This is a genomic window from Streptomyces sp. NPDC104307 (assembly GCF_055584045.1).
On sequence record NZ_JBVJMU010000005.1, the window covers coordinates 116,795 to 138,352 of the forward strand.

Genomic DNA, 21,558 nt, shown 5'->3' on the forward strand with positions numbered 1-21,558 from the left:
CGGGTCAGTCCTCCTCTGTGGTGTCGCGGAGCCGCTCGATGGCGTGCCGGAGTTCGTCGAAGGCCCGCTGCTCCTCCCTGGGCGTGACCCGGGAGGCCGGCAGGATGCTGTCGCGCGTCCCGTGGACACGGGCGTAGGCATCGAAGCAGGCGAGCACCTGCTGGATCACCGACTCCTGGGGTATGGCGGGAGGCGAAGAGGGGCGCTGCGGGGACATCTCTGAACTCTCATCCAGTCGAAGCTGCCGGGCAGACCGGAGCGGGGCACCCACAGGGCACCGAGGGCTCGGCTTGCGCGGCACACGGGGTGTGGCTCTGTCGACGACGAGTCGCACGCCGGACCGGCGGATACGAGAAGCGATGGGCACGGCAAGCCTTTCCGGGCGCGCGACAGTTACGTCGCCGACCAGGCTTCCCGGCACACCACTCGCTCCTCGGCAATGAGAATGAGACGAGACGCGGACATGCTATCCGCCCCGGCGGGCTCGGTGACCGTGGCCCCGAGGATCCTCGCCGGGAGCCGGGCGGGTGCGCTGTTCGCACCCGCCCCGCCCGGCTGACCGGTGGATCAGGAAGGGAGGTTCCACTTCTGGTTCGGTCCGTTGTCGCAGTCCCAGATGTCGAGCTGGGTGCCGTTGGCCGTGTCGAGGGCGGGGATGTCGAGGCAACGGCCCGACTGGGGGTTGACGAGGGCCCCGTCGCTCACGTTCCACTGCTGGTTCGCGGCGCCGTTACAGGTCCACAGGTTCACCAGGGAGCCGTTGGCGGTGCCGTTGGCGACCACGTCGAGGCAGAGTCCGCCGGCCTTGACGGAGCCGTTGCCCACGGTCCACTGCTGTGCGGGGGACCCGTTGCAGTCCCAGATGTCCACGACGGCGCCTGCGGTGGTCGACCCGGTGTAGTCGTCCAGGCACTTGTCGCCGTTGAGGACCGAGCTGACCTGTCCCGTGCCGCCCGTGGGGGGACCGCCCGTGCCGGGGGTGATGGACAGGTTGTCGAACTGGTCGGTGCGGTAGCCCTGGATACCCAGGCCCGCCTGGCCGGTCTGGAAGGAGGCGTCGCTGACCGAGCCGAACCGGTTGCCGTCGAGCTCGGCGGTGATCTGCGAGCCCTGGAAGGTGAGCGACAGCTTGTGCCACTTGCCTGTCCCCAGCGCGGTGGTGGTGCCGGTGGCCAGGGTGTGGTTCGAACCGTCCGTCAGCATCTTCTCGATCCACCACTGGCCGGTGTCACGGATGCGGAGGTAGTACGCGTTCATGTGCGACTGCGGACGCAGCTGGGTGTTCGCGCGGCCCAGGAGCTCGGTCGTGCCGGCGCCGCGCAGGAACACATCGGAGCTGACGGTGTAGTTGGACCAGCTCGGATCGCCGGTCAGGGTGTACGAGTCGGAGTCGTCCTGCCACTCGATCGGCTTGACCGGAGCCATCTGCTGCACGCACTTGCCCGCCCGGCCCGCCGCACAGGGCTGGACCTCGAACGAGCCCTGCATGTCGGACATGTACCGGGCCTGGGTGTTGTCGTCGTAGCCGTCGAAGTCGTCGCTGTACGGCAGCGCGAGCGGGTGCGCGGCCGGGGCCGTCGCGGTGCCCTTGCCCTGGCCGCCGAGGGTGCTGACCGTGTAGACGTAGCCCGGCTGCATCGTCAGCGAGTAGGAGCCGTTGACCGGAGTGATGTCCTGGGTGTGGATGAACGACCTCGCGTCGCTGGGGCTGTTGACGTCGGTCGCCCACACGTGCACGGTGCCGGTCGACAGGCCGCCCCGTACGGTGAAGTCCGCTGTCTGGGGCTCGGTGGACGTCGTGGTCTCCAGGATCGTGGAGTAGTCGGAACCGGTGTCCGACTTGACGGTGACGTACGTGCCGTTGTTCTCGTCGCCGCCCAGGTAGCCGGAGGCGGAGTCGATGAACTTCCATCCGGGCTTGGTGAACTGGGTGACCTGGGCGGTGGCCCAGGTGCTCGCGCCGATCCGGTAGTTGCCCGACCAGGGTGAGTTCGCGGTGGCGAGGCCGACGGTGTTGTAGGGCAGGTTCGGGTAGATCGCGGCCATCAGGGGCCAGTTGAAGTAGCTGGTCATCTTCGCGTCGGTGTAGCCGCGGGTGATCGCTCTGATCAGTGCGGGGGCGCCCGTGTCCATGTCCTGGGAGCCGTTCTCGCTGTCCCACAGCGGCTTTCCGTTGTTCTTCGCCGCCGTGCTGCTGGAGCAGGTCTTGGCGTCGCCCCCGTCGCCCCCGTTGCAGGAGTAGTGCGCGCCGATGATCGAGACGGCGTCGTTGAACGCCTGGTTGTTCGCCATGTCGTCGGCGACGCCCCAGCCACTGTCGTCCGCGACGAGCTGGACGCCGGAATACCCGGCCTTGTTCAGCGCCGAGCGCAGCTTGATGAACCAGTCGACGTCATGGCCGCGCTCGTTCCAGCCGCCCAGGTACTTGATGTCCAGGTTGTGCTGCTTGGCGCAGTCCAGCCAGGAGATCAGGTAGTTGATGGTGTCGGTGGACCAGAAACCGCCGTCGATCCAGCCGGGTGCGGCCCAGGCCAGCCCGTACAGACCGATGTCGGGGTTACGGGCCTTGGCCTGCTCGGCCAGCCAGAACTCGTACCCGGCGTTGCAGTTGATGGTCCCGCGGGCGTGTTCGATCGATGGCTCGGATCCGTCGGTGGAGTTCGCGTCCCCGCCGATCTCCAGTTTGAGCAGCTGCAGGTTCGCCCCGTAGCCGGGCTTGAACATGTAGTCCAGGATCTGGGACCGCTGGGCGGCCGGATAGTCCGTCAGCAGACGGGAGTTGCCGCCACCGCCGCTGATCGCGCCGATACCGTCGAAGGTCCGGCCGCTCCGGGCTCCGTCCACAGTGACGGACGTGGTCGCAGCCTGTGCGGGGGCGGCACTCACCGCCAGCACGGCAGCGAGAAGGGTCAGCACCCATAAGGGGGCAAGTCTCCGTAGCCGTTTCATCATCGACATCCTTCTTCTGGGAGAACTTCGGCCAACGCGGTGCGGTGTTCGTCTCCGGGCCCCCGTCCCCGGCCGGCAGGCGGCCGCGAACAGGACGGTGACCAAGGCGTCTGCCGGCGCGGGCGGTCCGGAGCTGTGCTGCGCATGGTGCCTGACAACGTTGTCTTTCTGTGGCCAATCCGTCCTCGTCGAGGCTGCATGGGGACTCCCGAGGCGCCCGCGAGAGCTCTGGCCGGGATGCGAGGGGGGTGCAGGGGTGGCCAAGGAGAGCGCTCTCTGAAGCTAGCCATTAGGCATGACCGCGTCAACGGTCTGGGCGTGTGGTCGGGTCAATCGAAAGGCGTCCGCGATCCATGGCTCTCCATGCCGGGAACTCAACGGCCTTTGCTCCGACCTCTGTTGGTCTCTGTTCGCGATTTCGGTCGATTGCGTTGACAAGTGTCGCGGCCCTGCCTTTTGCTTTCGGGGATTCCCCCCACCGGTCCGGTGACAGCCGTGCTGTCCGTACCTGGAGCCGCAACGATGAAAAGATGGCGCACCTTCCTCGCGACCTGTCTGCTCTCCTTGGGACTCGCCGCGCCGACCACTGTCGCGCACGCCGCCGCGCCGGCCGCGGTGACCGACCCCGCCTCCCTGGTCAATCCGCTGCTGGGCACCTCCAACGGGGGCAATACCTTCCCCGGAGCCGACATGCCGTTCGGCATGGTCTCGTGGAGCCCCGACACGGACTCCCGTCCGCCCGGCGGTAACTACGCATATTCTGACAACGTTGTCACCGGTTTCAGCCTCAACCACATCTCCGGTCCCGGCTGCGGTGCGATGGGCGACATCCCGGTCCTGCCCACCACCGGTGGCATCGACGGAAACGCGACCGTCGGCTTCTCGCACGGCAACGAGACGGCGAGCGCCGGCGCGTACTCGGTCGACCTCGACAACGGGGTCAGCGCCGAGCTGACCACGACCGCGCGCTCCGGCATGGCGCGCTTCACGTTCCCGGCGACCACACAGGCCAATCTCCTGTTCAAGCTGAACGCCGACAAGGCCACCAATCTGCACTTCGACAAGGTGAGCAGCACCGAGGTCAGGGGCTCCGTGGACGCCGGCCTCTTCTGCGCCTCGGCCCCGTCCTACACCGCGTACTTCGACATGGTCTTCGACCGGCCGATCACCGGAAGCGGCACCTTTGACGGGGGCAATTCGCTCACCTTCGACACGACCGGCAACCGCACGGTGCAGGCCAAGGTCGGCCTGTCGTATGTCTCGATCGCGGGGGCCACGGCCAACCGCGAGTCGGAGAACCCGGACTGGGACTTCACCGGAACCCGGACCGCCGCACACGACGCGTGGAACGACGTGCTCGGCAGGATCGCTGTCACCGGTGGCTCGTCCGACCAGCAAAAAGTCTTCTACACCTCGCTCTACCACTCGCTGCTGCACCCGAATCTGCTCAGTGACAGCGACGGGAAGTACTGGGGCTTCGACAAGAAGGTCCACACGGTGTCCGGAGGCCAGAAGGCCCAGTACGGCACCTACTCCGGGTGGGACATCTACCGCACCCAGGCACAGCTGGAAGCCCTGGTCGCACCGGAACAGGCCGGCGACAGCGCCCAGTCCCTGGTGAACGACTACGAGCAGGCCGGATTCTTCCCGAAGTGGTCGCTCAACTCGGCCGAGACCCAGGTGATGAACGGCGACCCCGGCCCGGCGATCATCGCCGACTACTACGCCTTCGGCGCACGCGACTTCGACACCGCGGCGGCCAAGGCGGACATGATCAAGGAGGGCACCACCACCAACCCGATCCGGATGGGCCTGGACCTGCAGACCAAGTACGGCTATCTGCCGTCCGACGGCTCCTACCCACGGGACTTCTACGGTTCCGTCGCCACACTCCTGGAGTACAGCGCACAGGACTTCGCCACCTCCGCCTTCGCGGGCGCGCTGGGGGACACCACCACCCAGTCGCAGTTCGCCAACCGCGCGCAGGACTGGAAGAACGCCTTCAACGCCTCCAGCGGCTTCATGCAGCCCAAGCGGCTGGACGGCTCCTGGAAGCCGGAGTTCGACCCCAGCAGCAGTGACCAGTTCGTCGAGGGGACGTCCTGGCAGTACACCGGGGCGGTGCCGCACAACATCCGCGGGCTGGCCGACGCCATGGGCGGCAACAGCGAGTACGTGGACTACCTGGACAGTGTGCTGTCCGAGTTCAACGGATCCGGCGGATCGCACGCGGACCTGGGCAACGAACCGTCCATTGAGCTGCCGTGGGAGTACGACTACGTGGGGCAGCCCTGGAAGACACAGGAGATCGTCCGCAAGGTCCAGGACCAGCTGTGGCCGAACGACCCGGCGAAGTGGGGTGTCGGAAACGACGACCTGGGCACGATGAGCGCCTGGTACGTCTGGTCCGCGATGGGCTTCTACCCCGAGACCCCCGGCACCTCCGATCTCGCCCTGGGCAGCCCGCTGTTCACCCAGGTGGACGTGGCCCTGGGCAACGGCCGGCACATGGTCGTCGACGCTCCGCAGGCCGCCGGCAACGCCCCCTACGTACAGAGCGCCACCCTCAACGGCGCCGACTGGAACAACGCCTACCTGCCGGCCGACTTCGCGACCGGCGGCGGGACGCTCGACCTCGAACTGGGCACGGCTGCCAACACCGACTGGGCCACCGCCGCGTCCTCCGCGCCGCCGTCGTACGGAGGCGATGGCGGTGCCAAGCCCCCGGGGCCGCCCGTAGCGCCTTCCGGTGCGGTGAAGTCGGCGATCGGTGACAAGTGCCTGGACGACGACTCCGGCTCGACGGTGAACGGCAACAAGATCCAGCTCTGGACCTGCAACGACTCCGCCGCTCAGCGCGTCACGGTGGCCGTGGACGGATCCCTCCAGGTGCTGGGCAAGTGTGTGGAGGTCACGGGTAGCGGCGGAGCCGCCAACGGCACGCCGGTCGAGCTGTGGGACTGCAATGGCGGCAACAACCAGAAATGGAGTCACACCGCCTCGACCGGCGCACTGGTCAACCCCCAGTCCGGCCGCTGTCTCGACGTACCCGACGCGAGCACCGCCGACGGCACCCAGCTGGAGATCTGGGACTGCCACGGCGGGGACAACCAGAAATGGAGTCTGCCCTCCTGAGACCGGGGCGCTCCTCCGCCCCGCGCGATGGCACGCCCGTGCGGACGGGTGTGCCATCCGGGGCGCCGAAGACATGACCACGCGCATCGCCCGTGTGCCGCACGTCGGCGCGGGCCGTCCGACGTACAGGCCAGAGAGCGCTCTCCTCCATCGGTGGAGCGTTTCCGGCCGTGACCGAGAGGCAAGGGAGTCCGTTTCATGAAGTCACAGAGGTCCACCTCGTTGGCGTTGTTCGTGCTGATGGCAACGCTGTCCTCCTTTTCCGCCGGTGTGCCGACGGCTGCCGCGGCGTCGCCCTCTGCGGCCGTGTGCAACACGTACTGCGATGCGCGGGACCCCGCGCAGAGCACCCAGGATCGTGTCCCGGTCACCGCCTCGGTGGCCGGGAGGTCGATCGAGCTGCACTTCGACGATGCCGCCGCGATGGGCTGGGCGTCCATCGACGGCGGCGGGTCCGGCGACCAGGTCTGGCTGGACCGTTCGATGGACGGTGGCCGGACGTGGGGCTCGGGCAGCCGTCTCGGCGACACCGCCGTGCCCGACGGCGGGCAGGGCTGGCGTACCCAGATGTACAACGTGGATGACTGGAACACCGAGGGGGTGGGGGCTCTCCGGGCCTGCGGGCAGCCGGCCGGGGGAGGGATCGCGTGTACCGCCTGGGCGCGGACGGACTGGAACGCGGGCAGCCGGAGTACCGCGGCGGCCACGGCGTTGATGATGTCGTTCGACCGGAGCAGCAAGCTGTTCGGCGGGAACGGCTGGTGGACGGCGGCGAACGCGCTGACGGCGGTGATCGACAACAGCCGGATCAGTGGCATGGGCAGTTACACCTACGCCATCGCCGAGACGTACGACAAGAACATCAACGCGCAGGGAGGGCAGTTCCGCAACGGGTATCTCGATGACACCGGGTGGTGGGGGCTGGCCTGGATCGACGCGTACGACGTGACCGGTGACAGCCGCTACCTGGAGACGGCGCGGGCCGACGCGGACCACATGAACGCGAACTGGAACGACACGTGTGGCGGCGGGGTCCGCTGGAGCACGGACGGCAACTACAAGAACGCCATCACCAACGAGCTGTACCTCCAGCTGAACTCGGCCCTGCACAACCGTATCCCCGGCGACAGCACGTATCTGGACCGGGCGAGGAGCGAGTGGGACTGGTTCCGGGGCAGCGGCATGATCAACGGTGACCGCATGATCAACGACGGTCTCACCGATGCCTGCGCCAACAACGGCCAGCCCACCTGGACCTACAACCAGGGCGTCATCCTGGGCGCGTTGACCGAGTTCCACAAGGCCACCGGCGACGACGGTCTCCTGACGACGGCCCGCGAACTGGCCGACTCCTCCACCACCCGGCTCGAAACGGACGGTGTCCTGCGCGAACCGGGCGAGGGCGACAGCTGCACGGGCGACGGCCCGAGCTTCAAGGGCGCCTACGTACGCGGCCTGGGCACGCTCAACCGGCAGCTGGCGGACCACCCCTACACCGCGACGCTCACGCGTTGGGCGGACAGTGCCTACGACCACGACCGCAACGCGCTCGACCAGTACGGCCCGCACTGGAGCGGCGGCAACGGCGCCGGTGACTACGGCTGCCAGCAGAGCGCTCTCGACCTCCTCAACGCCGCCACGGGCTGAGGGAACCCCCTGAGACATTCACACTCCACTCGATGAGGACTGGTGATGAAGAAGAGATCCCTCGCAACTCTCGGCCTGACGCTGGCTGCCGCCACCGGGCTGTTCCTGGGCGGCACGCTGCCCGCAAGCGCGGCCGAGCGGGCCGCGGCACCGGGCGAGCAGTCCGTCGCGGCGGCCTCCGCCTTACGCGTCATGCCCCTGGGTGACTCGATCACCGACGGCCTCGGGAGCAGCACCGGAAACGGCTATCGGGGCCCGCTCTGGGACGATTTGAGCGCCAAGGGCTACTCGTTGGACTTCGTCGGCACGTCCCGGGCAGGCTCCATGACGGACCCCGACAACGAAGGCCACTCCGGCTGGCGCATCGACCAGATCGCCTCCATCGCGGACGCCTCGTTGTCCCGCTACCGGCCCAACGTCGTGACCCTGATGATCGGCACCAACGACCTGGGGCAGGACTACCAGGTACCCACCGCACCGGACCGGCTCAATTCCCTGATCGACCAGGTGGTGGCCGACGCCCCTGACGCGACCGTGCTGGTCGCGTCGCTGACCGTCTCCACGAACCCCACGATCGAGGCGAACAGGGGCGGGTACAACCAGCGCATCCCGGCGATGGTCCAGGCGAAGCAGGCGGCAGGCCAGCATGTCCGCTACGTCGACATGGGTGCTCTGACCACCGGCGACCTGGCCGACGGGCTGCACCCCAATGACGTCGGCTACCGCAAGATGGCCGAGGCCTTCGACAGCGGCATCCAGGCCGCCGACGACGCCGGCTGGATCGGCGAACCCGTGCGCACCGGCGGCCAGGTGAGGTCCGCGAGCGCCGGCAAGTGCATGGACGTCAACGGCGGCAGCTCCACGAACGGCACCGCGGTCCAGCTGTGGTCCTGCAACAACACCGACGCGCAGTGGTGGACCGCAGGATCCAACGGAACGCTGCGGGTGCTGGGCAAGTGCCTGGACGCCACTGGCCTCGGCACCGCCAACGGCACCCGGGTGCAGCTCTGGGACTGCAACGGCGGAACGAACCAGGCCTGGCAGGCCTACGACGGCGGCTACCGGAACCCGGCATCCGGACGGTGCCTCGATGTCCCCGCAGGCTCCACCACCGACGGCACCCAACTGGTTCTGTGGGACTGCAACGGTGGCTCCAACCAGAAGTGGACGACCGTCTGACCCCTTCCGGAAGTGGACGACCGTCTGACCCATTCCGGAAGTGGACGACGGTCTGACCCATTGGCCCATCGCACCGTCCCCGGCGACGGTGCGATGGGCCGCCCGGCGCCGAAGAGGAACCCGCACTCAGTCGGCCTCCTCGGGCTGGAGACTGGTGTTGTGCTCACGGATCAGCTGGAGCGCTGCCTCGCGGTCGCGCCGTTCCAGGGCGTCGACGAGATCGCGGTGGAGTTCGTGGCGGTGGGCGATGTAGTGCTCCAGTGGCTCCTCGCTGGCCGGCAGTACCGTCAGCGTGTGGGCCTCGATGAGGTCCAGCAGGTTGGAGTACAGGGAGCTGAGCAGGGCGTTCGGGCTGATCGACGCGATAGCGGCGTGCAACCGCCAGTTCGCGTGCACGAACGCCACCGGGTCAGCGGTGTCCACGGCCGCCTCCATGGCCGTGATGTGTTCCTTGAGGCCGGAGATGTCGGCGGGCGAGGCGTGCCACAGGGCGTCCTCGATCAGCAGCGGGTCGAGGGCGTCCCGGATCCGTACGGCGTTGGCGACATCGCTCTGCTGCGCGTCGAGAGCGAGGACCGAGTTCCCGAGCCGGACCATGGGGGACTGCTCGGCGCTGAACAGTCCGCCGCCGGGTCCCGGCTTGACGGTGACCAGCCCGCGGGACTGCAACAGGCGCAGCGCCTCGTTGAAGGTCCCTACCGACACGCCGCACTGGCTGCGCAACTCTTCCTTGGTCCCCAGCCGCGACCCCGGCTCGGCCGCGCCGACCAGTGCCGCGACGTGCTCGGCCGCCCCTTCGGCGCGACCGGCCGACGGAGCCCGGGACGTGCTGCTGGACTTCCGGGGTGCCTGTGAGGGCCCGGTCCCGGCGCTTGGGCCGGGGGAGGAGCGCAGTTCGGAGCCATTGCTGGCGGGGGTGCGCCGTCGCGCTTCCCGTGCGCTGTCCGGTGTGGCCGTCAAGACTTCTCCCAGTGGTTCATCATATTCATCATGAAGGTTATCGCTGAAACCCTTGACGTCGCGGGTGACGCCGACGCAACATCAAGGTAATCATCATGCTGAATACCCGGCGGATGAGACAAGGGCTCCGTCTTCACCGGCGGGCCCACTCATCCGGACCGGCTGCTCCGTGGTCCCTCCGCTGGACGTCACAGCCCATCACCGCTCAGGGACCTTCTCTTCCCGTGTCAGGAGTGCTGCCATGCGTATCGCCAACCTCTCCGGCCGCTTGGCCCTGATCGCCGAGGACCGTGCGATCGATGTCGAGCGGGCCAGCGGAGGCGTCTTCGCCGCCGACCCCCAGTCCGTCTACGAGCGCTGGGACGAGTTCCGGGCGTGGGCCGACGGCGCCGGCCTGCCGGCCGGTGTCCCCTTCGAAGCCTCAGACCTGGGGTCTCCCGTGCCGGCGCCTCGCCAGACGCTGGCGATCGGGCTGAACTACCGCGATCATGCGGCGGAGTCCGGTTTCGTCGCTCCTGACGGCCTGCCGCCGGTGTTCACCAAGTACGTCACCAGCATCAGCGGCCCGGTCACGAAGGTGGCCCTGCCGCCGGGCGGCCACACGGACTGGGAGGTCGAACTCGTCGCCGTCATCGGCGCCCGCGCCGAGAACGTCACGGAGGCGGACGCGTGGAGCCACATCGCGGGTCTCGCGGTCGGGCAGGACATCTCCGAACGTGTCGTGCAGCTCGCCGGGCCGGCTCCGCAGTTCAGTCTCGGCAAGTCCTACCCCGGTTTCGCTCCCATCGGACCGTGGCTGGTCACCCCGGACGAGTTCGAGAACCCCGACGATCTCGAACTGCGGTGCGCGATCAACGGCGAGGAGGTCCAGAAGGGCCGCACCCGTGACCTGATCTTCTCCCTGCCGGCGCTGATCGCCGGTCTGTCCGCGGTCCTGCCGCTGCTGCCCGGAGACGTGATCTTCACCGGCACCCCCGCGGGCGTGGGCCTGGGCCGGGACCCGCAGCGCTTCCTCGCCCCCGGGGACGAACTCGTCTCCACGATCGAGGGCATCGGCGAACTCCGTCAGACCTTCGTCGGCTGACCGGCCTGACCGACGGACAAGGGAGTCCTTCTCATGGCACTGCACCGTCTGACCTCCCTCACCATGGGGGTCCCCAACGTGGCGCAGACCGCCGCGTACTACACCGACTTCGGACTCACCCCGGACGGCGACGGCTGGTTCACCACCCGGGACGCCGGACGCCAGTTGCGGATCGTTCACGCGCCGGCCCGCCGCCTGATCGAGGTACGCATCGGCGTGGACACGCCCGACGACCTGGCGGCAGCCGCCTCCCGACTGAACCGCCTCGGAACGGCGAGCGACCTCGCGGGCACCACGCTGACCGCCTACGACAAGCCCACCGGTGTACGCGCCGTCCTCGAAGTCACCCCCCGGCTCGTCCAGGACCCGGTCACGGCCACCGTCTACAACGGACCCGGCCGCACCGAGCGCGCCGGCACCCGGGCGCCCGGCATCCTGCGCACCGGCCGGGTACAGCCGCGCAAGCTCGGCCACGCCGTCGTCGGGACGACCGACTTCGAGGCCACGACCGCGTTCTTCCGCGACGGCCTCGGCTTCAGGGCCTCGGACTACATCAAGGGCCACGGGGCGTTCCTGCGCTGCTCCACCGACCACCACAACATCCTGGTCCTGGCCGCGCCGGTCGCCTTCCTGCACCACTCGTCCTGGCAGGTCGACGACATCGACGAGGTCGGCCGCGGTGCCACCGCCATGCTGGAGGACCACCCCGAGCGTCACATCTGGGGACTGGGCCGCCACCACGCCGGTTCCAACTTCTTCTGGTACCTCAAGGATCCGGCCGGCAACTTCAGCGAGTACTACTCCGACATGGACTGCATCGTCGACGACCAGCTCTGGACGCCCGAGGTCCTGGAAGGGGCCAAGGGACTGTTCAGCTGGGGACCCCCGCCGCCTCCGTCCTTCCTGGCCCCCGAGGACCTCGCCGCGCTGATGACCGGCACCCACAGTGAGTCGAGGTAGCCCCATGAACCAGGAATTCACGGCGCCCGTGCACGACGTCGCGATCGTGGGCTTCGGCCCCGTCGGACAGATGCTGGCCCTGTTGCTGGGGTGCGCCGGACACGATGTCATCGCACTCGAACGATGGCCCAGGCCCTACGAACTTCCCCGCGCCGTGCACTTCGACGACGAGATCGGCCGGATCTTCCAGGCCGCCGGTGTCGGGGAGGCGGTGCGCGCCGTCACCGACCCGGTCCCTGACCACTACGAGTGGCGCAACCACGAGGGCGAGGCCCTGGTGCGCATCGACTGGTCCGGCACCGGATCCTCCGGCTGGCCCACCGCCAGCTTCTTCTCGCAGCCCGACCTCGAAGCCGTGCTGGCGAATGCGGCGGAAGAGCTTCCCTCTGTCACGGTTGTCCGTGGCTGCGAGGTCACGGATCTGCACGAGGCGGACGACCTGGTCCACCTGACCACGTCCGGGCCGTGCGGCCCGGGGGAGATACGTGCCCGGTACGTGATCGGCGCCGACGGTGCGAACAGCTTCGTCCGTTCCCGTATGGCCACCACCGTCACCGATCTGGGCTTCTTCCACGACTGGCTCATCATCGACACCCGGCCCCACGAGCAGGCGACGTGGTCGCCGATGAACTGGCAGCTGTGCGACCCCGCACGGCCCACGACCATCGTCTCCGGCGGGCCCGGAAGGCGCCGTTGGGAATTCCTGCGCCTTCCGCACGAGAGTGTGGAGGAACTCAACACCCTCGAAACGGCCTGGAAGCTGCTCGAACCGTGGGGGCGTACCGAGCGGAACACGACGATCGAGCGCCACACGGTCTACACCTTCCAGGCACGGTGGGTCGACCGGTGGCGCGAAGGGCGACTGCTGCTGGCCGGCGACGCCGCCCACCAGATGCCTCCGTTCGCGGGCCAGGGCATGTGCTCGGGCATGCGGGACGCGATGAACCTCGGGTGGAAACTCGACCTGGTCCTTTCCGGCCGGGCCCGGCCCGACCTGCTCGACACCTACACCAGCGAACGCAGCGACCACGTCCAGCACGCCATCGGCATGTCCATGGCCCTGGGCCAGGTCATCTGTGTCCTCGACCCGGACGAGGCGGCCGAACGCGACGCCCGCATGATCGCCACCGGCGCCGACCCCAGGTACGCACTGCCCGCACCCCCGCCGCCGGTCCTGGGCGACGGCGTCCTGCGGCAGACGCCGGACGGTCAACGAGCGGAGAACGTAGGCCACCTCACCCCTCAGTACGAGGTCACGTACCGGGGACGGACCGCCTTGCTGGACAGCCTCACCGGGGGCGGTTTCACCATCCTGACCGACGGCCACCGGCCGGCCGAGGCACTCAACGACGCCGAACGGGACTTCCTCACCGGCATCAGGGCCACCGTCGTGCCCCTGTACAGCGAGAACGCACCCCACGACGGGTACCTCGACACAGCCGCCGGCTTCCTGCCCCACCTGCGCGAGCACGGCCACGTCGCCGCGGTCGTCCGGCCCGACTTCTACCTCTTCGGGGCCGCGTCCACCGGCAAGGAGCTCCGCGAACTGATCGGCCAGCTGAGCGAGCAACTGCACCACCCGATATCCCCCGGCGCGGTCAGTCCCGCTCCCGAACCGCTCATGGCCGTGGAGTAGACGCGTCCCGCCACCGCTGCCGCGTGGCCCGGACATCGCACGGAGTTCGGGCCACCCAAGAGAAGGACCACAAGGACCCCATGGACAAGACAGCAGCCTCCGCGGCGCGCGCCGTGGCCGACATCAGGGACGGCGCCTCGCTCGCCGTGGGCGGATTCGGTCTCTGCGGCATCCCCGCCGCCCTGATCTCCGCCCTCTACGACCAGGGCGCCGCGGACCTGCGTGCGGTGTCCAACAACTGCGGCACCGACGAGCACGGTCTGGGCATCCTGCTGGGCGCGGGCCGCATCGCGCGGGTGACCGGCTCGTACGTGGGAGAGAACAAGGAGTTCGCCCGCCAGTACCTGAACGGCGAACTGGAGGTCGAGCTCGTACCACAGGGCACCCTGGCCGAACGCCTGCGAGCAGGCGGGCACGGCATACCCGCCTTCTACACCCCCGCAGGTGTCGGTACCCCCCTCGCCGACGGCGGGATCCCCTGGCGTCACCACGCCGACGGCGGCGTCGCCGTTGCCTCGCCGGCCAAGGAGACCCGCACCTTCGACGAGCGCGACTTCGTCCTCGAAGAGGCCATCACCTGCGACTACGCCCTGGTACGGGCGGCCCGGGGGGACCGGCACGGCAACCTCGTCTTCGACAAGTCCGCCCGCAACTTCAACCCCCTGGCCGCCATGGCGGGCCGCGTGACGATCGCCGAGGTCGAGGAGCTGGTCGAGCCGGGAACCCTGAACCCGGACGAGATCCACCTGCCCGGCGTCTTCGTGCAGCGCGTCATCGCCCTCACCCCGCGACAGGCCGACGACAAACAGATCGAACGGCGCACGGTCTCCGCGCCTCCGGCACGAGAGACGGTGGCCCGCTGATGACCTGGACCAGGAACGACATGGCTGCCCGAGCCGCGGCCGAACTGCACGACGGCGACTACGTCAACCTCGGCATCGGACTGCCGACCCTCGTGCCCGGCTTCGTACCCGAAGGCGTGCACGTGGTGCTCCAGTCCGAGAACGGCATCCTGGGCACCGGCCCCTACCCGGCCGACGACCGGGTCGACCCGGACCTGATCAACGCCGGCAAGGAAACGGTCACCGTCCTGCCCGGCGCGGCCTTCTTCGACTCCGCGCTGTCGTTCGGCATGATCCGGGGCGGCCACATCGACACCGCCGTCCTCGGCGCCATGCAGGTCTCCGCCAAAGGCGATCTCGCGAACTGGATGATCCCCGGCAAGATGGTGAAGGGGATGGGCGGGGCGATGGACCTCGTTCACGGTGCCCGGCGCGTCATCGTGCTGATGGAGCACACCGCCAAGGACGGCACCCCGAAGATCGTCGCGGAATGCGCGCTCCCGCTGACCGGCCGGCGCTGTGTCCACCGCATCATCACCGACCTCGGCGTCCTCGACGTCACCGACCGCGGGCTGGTCCTGATCGAAACGGCCCCTGGCGTCACACCCGCGCAGGTCGCCTCGGCCACCGCGGCACCGCTGCACGTCCCGGAGCGGGCGGGAGATGACGAAGGTCACTGAGTCTTGACAGGCGAGAGTGCCTGCTCGGAGCCTTGGGGCCTCGATGACGGGGAGCCTGTGAGCGGACCTGGTGAGATGAACGGTGCTGGTGGTCGTGGTGAAGACGTCGCTCCGGTGGTGCGGCTTCTGGAAGATCCCGAGGTGCGGCTGCTGACGCTCGTCGGGATCGGCGGGGTCGGCAAGAGCCGGCTCGCGCGGCAGGTGTGCGAGGAGTTGGGGCGGGGCGGCACGGACATCCGTGTCGTGGAGCTCGCCGGGGCCTCCGGACCCGAGGCGGCGCTCGCCCTCCTCACCGACGCACTCCCCGCCGACCCGGCCAAAGGCGCCGCCCCCCACTTGCTGCTCGCCGAGAACCTGGAGGCCGTGCTGCCGCTCGCGCCTGCCCTCGGCACCCTCCTGGCCGAGCATCCCCGTCTCACGGTGCTGGCGACGAGCCGCGCGGCCGGCAGGCTCACCGACGAGCATCTGTTTCGCGTCCGCCCGCTCGACGTCACGGACGGGGCCGCCGCCCGCGAGCTCTTCCTGTGGCATGCGCGCCGGGTCGCCTACCAGGGCGGGCTCGACGCGCACGAGCAGACGGTCACGGCGATCTGCCGCCTGCTCGAAGGGCACCCGCTCGCGCTGATCATCGCGGCCCGGCAGCTCGCCGCCCTGCCCGCACAGGCGCTCCTCGCGCGGCTGCGCGAGGGCTGGACCCTCGGCATGAAAGGCGCCGTCGATCTGCCCGACCGGCACCGCAGCCTGGGCCGGGTCATGGACGACAGCGTCACCGCGCTCTCCCGGGCGGCCCAGCAACTCCTCGCCCGCCTGAGCGTGTTCGAGGACCGTTTCGCGTACGCCGCGGTCGCCGACGTCCTCGCTGACGTCCCCGCCGACGTCCCAGCGGAAGAGGAGACGGAAGAGACGAGGTGGGAAGGCATCAGCGAGCTCGTCGCCCACGGCATGCTGCACCCCGCTCCCTCCGCCGACGGCAGCTCCGGCATCGCCTTCCGCATGCCCGGCGTCGTACGCGAGTACGCGCGTCGGCTGCTGCGCGAGGACGCCGGAGCGCGGACCGCCCAGGCCCTGCGCGGCGCGCACGCCCGCCATTTCGGCGGACGGGTCCTCGACGGGCACGAGGAGCACGGCGCCGCAGCCGAGAACTGGGCCCGCCGGGTCGAGGAGGAGCTGCCGGACGTGCGGGCGGCACTCCGGTTCCTCATCGACTCCGCCGGCGGCCTTGCCCTCGACCTGGCGGCCGCCCTGCGCGGCCCCTGGCTCGCCCGGGGCCGGCTACGGGAGGGCATCGGCCTGCTCGACGAGGTGCTCGCGCTGCCGGCCGAGGGAGACGGCGCCGCCCGGCTGCGGGCTCGCGAGGCTCACGCCGTGCTCACCGGAGCGTCCAGCTCCTACGCCCACGCGCTGCCCGCGCTCCAGGAGTGCGCCGACGGGTGGCAGGAGGCCGGGGAGACGACCGCGCGGGCCCGGACCCTGGTCGATCTGGCCGCGGCCGAGTTCGAGGCGCACGGCTTCGACCGCGCCGAGCCCCTGTACCGGGAGGCCATCGGCGTCCTCGACGCGGCCGGGGACCGTTGGTGGGCGGCGCGCGCGCGGAGCCTGCTCGGGGCGTCCGCCGCCGCCACCGAGACGCACCGCGCACTCGCCAGAACCGCGCTGGACGAGGCCGTGCGGGGCTTCCGGGAACTCGGCGAGAGCACCTGGACCCACGTCCCGTACCAGCAGCTGGGGAGGATGCTGCACGAAGAGGGACACGACGTGCAGGCCGTCGCGCTGCTCAGCGAAGGGCTCGCCCTCGCGCAGCGCAACGGCGACGACTGGAACGCCTCGGTCTTCCTCAACCTGCTGGCCGACGTCCGGCTCACCCGGGGGGAGGCGGCGCCGGCCGCCGGTCACCACCTCGACAGCCTGCGGCTCGTCGAGGGTATCGGGGCCAGACCGCGCTACGTCTGGTGTCTCGAAGGGCTCGCGGCCTGCCTCGACGACCTCGGCGAAACCTCCTACGCCGCGAGACTTGTGGGTCTGTCCCGGGCGGTGCGCTCCCAGCTCACCCTGGACAGCTGGGTCGAGTTCCCGGCCCGCGCCATCGACCTGAGCAGCGTCGAGTGGAACCTGCCCCGGCCCGTCTTCGAGCGACTGTGCGCCGAAGGGGCCGAGCTGACCGTGGGCGACGTCCTCACCGAAGTGCCGCCGCTGCTGTCCGCGAAGGGCTCGCCCGGCCCGCGCAGGGAACGACGCAGACGCCACCCCGACGGACTGACCGGACGCGAGGTCCAGGTACTGCGGCTCATCGCCTCCGGCGCGACGAGCCGGGCCATCGCCTCCGAACTGTTCATCAGCATCGAGACGGTGGGCCGCCACATCAGCAACCTCTACCGCAAGATCGGCGTCTCCGGCCGGGCCGAGGCCACCGCGCACGCCATCCGCTCGGGTCTCCTGGAGGAGTGACCCGGGCGGGAGGCGCGGTTTCCCGTCCCCCGTGTTCCGCTGCCTCCCGTGCCCCCGCTCTCCGTTCCCCGCTTCCGGAACATGACCAGTTCCTGTGACGGACAAGGGGTGGACACAGCCGCGCCCCGACCCCGTCGCGGGCACGCCGCACCGCCGTACGCGCGCCTCTTGCCAGGTCATCGGCGGCATCGCCGGGGACACACGGGCGAGACGATCCGTTCACGCCGGATACACGCGGCCGTCCGCGTGCGGTCATCCGGAATCCCGAGTTCTCGTCATTGCCACTCCCGAGGCCCGCGCAGCACGCTCTGTCTGTCGGAACTCACCTCCCGACTTCCTCGTACCGCCTCCTCTCCCGCCTCCGGTCCTGCCGGGGTCCGGAAGGCGGCCGGCGTCGATCGAAGGACCACCACATGGACTTCCCGCCACCCCTCATACCTCCCACCCCGCACCGGCGGCCCACCCGGAGCGGACGCGGGCGGCGCCACCGCGTCCTCGCCGCCGCCTCGACCGTCCTCGCCCTCAGCGCTCTCGTGAGCTGCGGGCCCGCACAGGAACTCAGCCGGCACGACGGGCTCGCCGTCGTGCACGTCGGGCACCTCCCGGTCGTCGACGCGGCCGCCTTCACCCTCGCCGTCGACAAAGGCTGGTTCCGGGACGAGGGCATCGACGCACGGGCCGACTCGACGAGCGCCGGAGCCCTGCTCACCAACCTCATCAACGGCACCGATCAGTTCGCCCTCTGCGAGACCGCCGGAGTGGTCTCCGCCTACGCGAAAGGGCTGCCCGTCCACGTGATCGGCGGCGTCAGCAAGGCCGCGCCCAGGCCGAAGGACGACAGCGGCGCACTCCTGGTCATGAAGAACGGGCCGGTCAAGGAGCCGGCCGACCTCAACGGGCGCACCGTCGCCGTCGGCCAGCTCAAGGGCGGCGGAGAGGTCGCGCTGCGCGCCGCGCTCGACCTGGCCGGGGCCGACAGCGACAGGGTCAAAATCCTGGAGATGCCGCTGTCCGACATGACGGCCGCGCTCGTCAAGGGACGCATCGACGCCATGAGCACGATCTCGCCCTTCGACACCCCCGCCCTCGCCCAGGGCGCCGTCCGCATGATGTCCCCCGGAGTCGAGGCAGCCCCGCACGGCATGCAGATGGCTGTGGCCACCTCCTCCGTCTTCGCGAGGAAGAACCCGGAGATCGTGCGCGGATTCAGGCGCGCACTCGACAAGGGCATCGCCTATGCCGCCACCCACCCCGCGGAAGTTCGGAAGGTACTGCCCTCGATCAGCCCGCTGCCGAAGAACCTCATCGCCACGATGAAACTCCCTGTGTTCGACGCCGCCGCTCCCCGCTCCTCGCTCAAGGTGTGGATCGACCTCATGGAGCGCTACCGGTTCCTCTCCGAACCCGTCGACGTCGACAAGCTGCTGAGCTGAAGGAGGCACCGCATGACCACCACTCCGCCTCAGGCCCTCGCCCCGCCCGGCGCCCCCGCCGCCCGGACCACTTCGCACCGGCCCGCCCGAGGCCCGCGCCCGTACGGCAGGCCCCTCAGCCAGCTCGGCTTCGCCGTCGCCGCCCTGCTCACCTGGGAGCTGGCCGTACGCCAGGGACTGCTGCCGCAGAGCTCCGTACCCACCGCGAGCGCCACCGCCTCCGCGCTCCGCACGATCGCCGGGAGCGGCGGCTTCTGGCACGCCCTGGGGCAGACCGCGCTCGGCTGGGGCGCCGGACTGCTGCTCTGCACGGCCATCGGCGTGCCCGCCGGACTGCTCATCGGAACCTCACGGTTCCTGACCCGCAGCACCCGGCTGCTCACCGACTTCCTGCGCACCATCCCCGCCGTCGCCCTGTGCCCGGTGCTGCTCCTCACGCTCGGCTCGACGATGACGATGAAACTCGTCCTCGTCGTCTCCGGAGCGCTCTGGCCCCTGCTGACAGCGACCATCGACGGGGTGCGGCACGTGGACCCGGTGGCCGCCGACACCTTCCGCACCTTCCGGCTGCCCGCCCACCAGCGGGTGCGCCGCCTCGTGCTGCCCTCCGCTCTCCCCTTCCTGGTGACCGGGGTGCGCAACTGCGCCGTCCTCGCCCTCATGCTCAACACGGCCGGCGAGTACCTCGGCGCGGCGCCCGGCATCGGCAACGAACTCTCCCGCGCTCAGCAGGCCGGGGCCATCGACCGCATGTTCGCGCTGCTGGTCGTCGCCGGGCTGCTCGGCGTCGCCCTCAACAGCCTCCTGCTGACCGCCGAACGTCTCGCCCTGCCCTGGGCGCCCGCCCAGCGAAAGGGGACCCGAGGATGAACCGCGTCCCACGGCTGCTGAGGGCCGCCGCCCACGAACTGTGGCTGCCCGCCCTGCTGGTCGCCGTCCTCTGGGCGGTCAGCGTGCGACACCACTCCTTCTTCCTCCCCTCGCTGCCCAGAATCCTGCGGGCCTTCAAGGAACTGTGGCTCTTCGACCGGCTCGGCTCCGACGCCCTGCCCAGCGTCCTCAACCTCCTCGCCGGTCTCCTGCTCGCCGGACTCGCCGGCATCGCCCTCGGACTGCTCCTCGGCCGCGCCGGGCGGCTGTACGACGCCACTCGGCCGGTCCTGGAGTTCCTGCGCGCGGTCCCCGGCATCGCCCTCGTCCCCGTCGCCCTCGTCCTGCTCGGCACCGGCGACGGGATGAAGGCCGCGCTCATCGCGTACGGCACCGTATGGCCCATCCTGCTCGGCACCGTGGACGGCGTACGGTCCCTCGATCCGACCGTCGAGGCCATGGCCGACAGCTACCGGCTCCCGCGCGGGCACCGCCTCCTGCGTGTCGTCCTGCCCGGCGCCGCCCCCCAGATCCTGGCCGGCGCCCGGGTCAGCGTCGCCCTCGGCGTGGTCCTCATCGTCGCCAGCGAGTACACCGCCTCCACCCACGGCATCGGCTACCTGCAGCTCCAGTCCCAACGCACCTTCGACATACCCGAGATGTGGGCCTCGCTCCTGCTGCTCGGCATCCTCGGCTACGCGAGCAACCTCGCCTTCCGCGCCCTCGAATCACGTCTGCTGCGCTGGTACACCGGGCAGCGCGCCGCCGGACAAGGAGACACCCCGTCATGACCGCACCCGCAGCCCACCCCGCCACCGGCCACCCCCAGGGTGCTCCCGGCCCCGAGCGGGCAGTCCCGCTCCTCGAAGTACACGGCATAGCGAAGTCCTACGGCAGCGGCGACACGGTCCGGCAGGTACTCGGCGGCATCCACTTCGATGTCCACGACCGCGAGTTCGTCACCGTCGTCGGCCCTTCCGGCGCGGGCAAGACCACGCTGCTGCGCTGTCTGGCCGGACTGCTCGCCCCGGACTCCGGGGAGGTCAGGCTCGCCGGCGCCCCCGTGCACGCCCCGCCCGAGGGGCTCGCCCTCGTCTTCCAGGACTACTCCCGCTCGCTGCTGCCCTGGATGAGCGTCCTGGACAACATCCAGCTTCCCCTGCGTCGCCGGGGTACCGGCGCGGCGGAACGCCTGGCCGCGGCCGGGGAGGCGCTGTCCGCCGTCGGGCTCGCCGACGCCGGGCGGCTCTATCCCTGGCAGATGTCCGGTGGCATGCAGCAGCGCGCCGCCATCGCCCGTGCCCTGGCCTGTACCCCCCGGGTGCTGGTCATGGACGAGCCCTTCGCCTCCGTCGACGCGCAGACCCGCGCCGACCTGGAGGACCTCACCCTTCGCCTGCAACGGCAACGCGGCATGACCGTCGTCCTGGTGACCCACGACATGGACGAGGCCGTCTACCTCGCCGACCGCGTCGTCGTCCTGTCCGGTGCCCCCACCACCGTCAGCGAGATCGTGCCCGTGGACCTGGGCACCGAACGCGAGCAGCTGGCCACCAAACTGATGCCCGCCTTCGCCGAACTGCGCGCCCATGTCCTCGGACTCGTCCGCAGGCCCGCACCCGCGCGGTGACCGCAACTGGCCAACAACCGGTAGCGCCCCCCGCATCACCGTCCGCGCGGAATACCGAGTTCCGGGGATGAACCGGCCGGGCCCCCCGCCCCACGATGAACAGGCCGC

At 70.0% G+C, this 21,558-nt stretch carries 16 protein-coding genes; 13 read left to right on the plus strand and 3 right to left on the minus strand.

Features of this window, described 5'->3' with window-relative positions; translation table 11 throughout:
- Positions 1–4: 4 nt before the first annotated feature.
- Both ACZ601_RS15680 and ACZ601_RS15685 read right to left on the minus strand, forming a co-directional pair.
- On the minus strand, positions 5–217 hold the full coding sequence (locus ACZ601_RS15680) for a hypothetical protein (RefSeq protein ID WP_469537800.1): 213 nt from the start codon (positions 215–217) through the stop codon (positions 5–7).
- 350 nt (positions 218–567) lie between these two features.
- On the minus strand, positions 568–2,916 hold the full coding sequence (locus ACZ601_RS15685; RefSeq protein ID WP_469537803.1) for a ricin-type beta-trefoil lectin domain protein: 2,349 nt from the start codon (positions 2,914–2,916) through the stop codon (positions 568–570).
- 555 nt (positions 2,917–3,471) lie between these two features.
- Here ACZ601_RS15685 and ACZ601_RS15690 point away from each other — a divergent pair.
- The 3 genes from ACZ601_RS15690 (at position 3,472) to ACZ601_RS15700 (ending at position 8,910) form a co-directional block, all read left to right on the plus strand.
- Positions 3,472–6,084, plus strand: a complete 2,613-nt coding sequence (locus ACZ601_RS15690) for a lectin (protein WP_469537806.1) — start codon at positions 3,472–3,474, stop codon at positions 6,082–6,084.
- Between the two features lie 240 nt (positions 6,085–6,324).
- Entirely contained in the window at positions 6,325–7,731 is a 1,407-nt protein-coding gene (locus ACZ601_RS15695) for a glycoside hydrolase family 76 protein (RefSeq protein WP_469538506.1), read from the plus strand.
- Positions 7,732–7,776: 45 nt separating this feature from the next.
- Entirely contained in the window at positions 7,777–8,910 is a 1,134-nt protein-coding gene (locus ACZ601_RS15700) for a ricin-type beta-trefoil lectin domain protein (protein ID WP_469537810.1), read from the plus strand.
- A 126-nt stretch (positions 8,911–9,036) separates the two neighbouring features.
- On the opposite strand, the gene ACZ601_RS15705 is transcribed toward ACZ601_RS15700, so the two are convergent.
- Positions 9,037–9,870: a FadR/GntR family transcriptional regulator gene (locus tag ACZ601_RS15705; protein WP_469537813.1), complete on the minus strand. Its 834-nt coding sequence runs from the start codon at positions 9,868–9,870 to the stop codon at positions 9,037–9,039.
- A gap of 241 nt (positions 9,871–10,111) precedes the next feature.
- Here ACZ601_RS15705 and ACZ601_RS15710 point away from each other — a divergent pair, with 241 nt between their 5' ends.
- The 10 genes from ACZ601_RS15710 to ACZ601_RS15755 all read left to right on the plus strand — a co-directional run bounded on the left by ACZ601_RS15710 (position 10,112) and on the right by ACZ601_RS15755 (position 21,450).
- On the plus strand, positions 10,112–10,954 hold the full coding sequence (locus ACZ601_RS15710) for a fumarylacetoacetate hydrolase family protein (protein ID WP_469537815.1): 843 nt from the start codon (positions 10,112–10,114) through the stop codon (positions 10,952–10,954).
- 33 nt (positions 10,955–10,987) lie between these two features.
- Complete coding sequence (locus ACZ601_RS15715) at positions 10,988–11,914, plus strand: VOC family protein (RefSeq protein ID WP_469537818.1); 927 nt, start codon at positions 10,988–10,990, stop codon at positions 11,912–11,914.
- Positions 11,915–11,918: 4 nt separating this feature from the next.
- Positions 11,919–13,550, plus strand: coding sequence for a bifunctional 3-(3-hydroxy-phenyl)propionate/3-hydroxycinnamic acid hydroxylase MhpA (gene mhpA, locus ACZ601_RS15720; RefSeq protein WP_469537820.1), 1,632 nt, complete (start codon positions 11,919–11,921; stop codon positions 13,548–13,550).
- Positions 13,551–13,630: 80 nt separating this feature from the next.
- The gene (locus ACZ601_RS15725; protein WP_469537823.1) at positions 13,631–14,413 is read left to right on the plus strand and encodes a CoA transferase subunit A; all 783 of its coding nucleotides are present in this window, start codon (positions 13,631–13,633) and stop codon (positions 14,411–14,413) included.
- Positions 14,413–15,072 carry a CoA transferase subunit B gene (locus tag ACZ601_RS15730; protein WP_469537826.1) on the plus strand — a complete coding sequence of 220 codons (660 nt, stop codon included), beginning with the start codon at positions 14,413–14,415 and terminating at the stop codon, positions 15,070–15,072. The genes ACZ601_RS15725 and ACZ601_RS15730 overlap by 1 nt, the downstream gene beginning before the upstream one ends.
- A 117-nt stretch (positions 15,073–15,189) precedes the next feature.
- Entirely contained in the window at positions 15,190–17,517 is a 2,328-nt protein-coding gene (locus ACZ601_RS15735; protein WP_469537828.1) for a LuxR C-terminal-related transcriptional regulator, read from the plus strand.
- Between the two features lie 413 nt (positions 17,518–17,930).
- The gene (locus ACZ601_RS15740; protein WP_469537831.1) at positions 17,931–18,950 is read left to right on the plus strand and encodes an ABC transporter substrate-binding protein; all 1,020 of its coding nucleotides are present in this window, start codon (positions 17,931–17,933) and stop codon (positions 18,948–18,950) included.
- 12 nt (positions 18,951–18,962) lie between these two features.
- A complete protein-coding gene (locus ACZ601_RS15745) occupies positions 18,963–19,820 on the plus strand; it encodes an ABC transporter permease (protein ID WP_469537834.1) in 858 nt (285 codons plus the stop codon).
- The gene (locus ACZ601_RS15750; RefSeq protein ID WP_469537837.1) at positions 19,817–20,611 is read left to right on the plus strand and encodes an ABC transporter permease; all 795 of its coding nucleotides are present in this window, start codon (positions 19,817–19,819) and stop codon (positions 20,609–20,611) included. The genes ACZ601_RS15745 and ACZ601_RS15750 overlap by 4 nt, the downstream gene beginning before the upstream one ends.
- The gene (locus ACZ601_RS15755) at positions 20,608–21,450 is read left to right on the plus strand and encodes an ABC transporter ATP-binding protein (RefSeq protein ID WP_469537840.1); all 843 of its coding nucleotides are present in this window, start codon (positions 20,608–20,610) and stop codon (positions 21,448–21,450) included. The genes ACZ601_RS15750 and ACZ601_RS15755 overlap by 4 nt, the downstream gene beginning before the upstream one ends.
- Positions 21,451–21,558 lie beyond the last annotated feature (108 nt).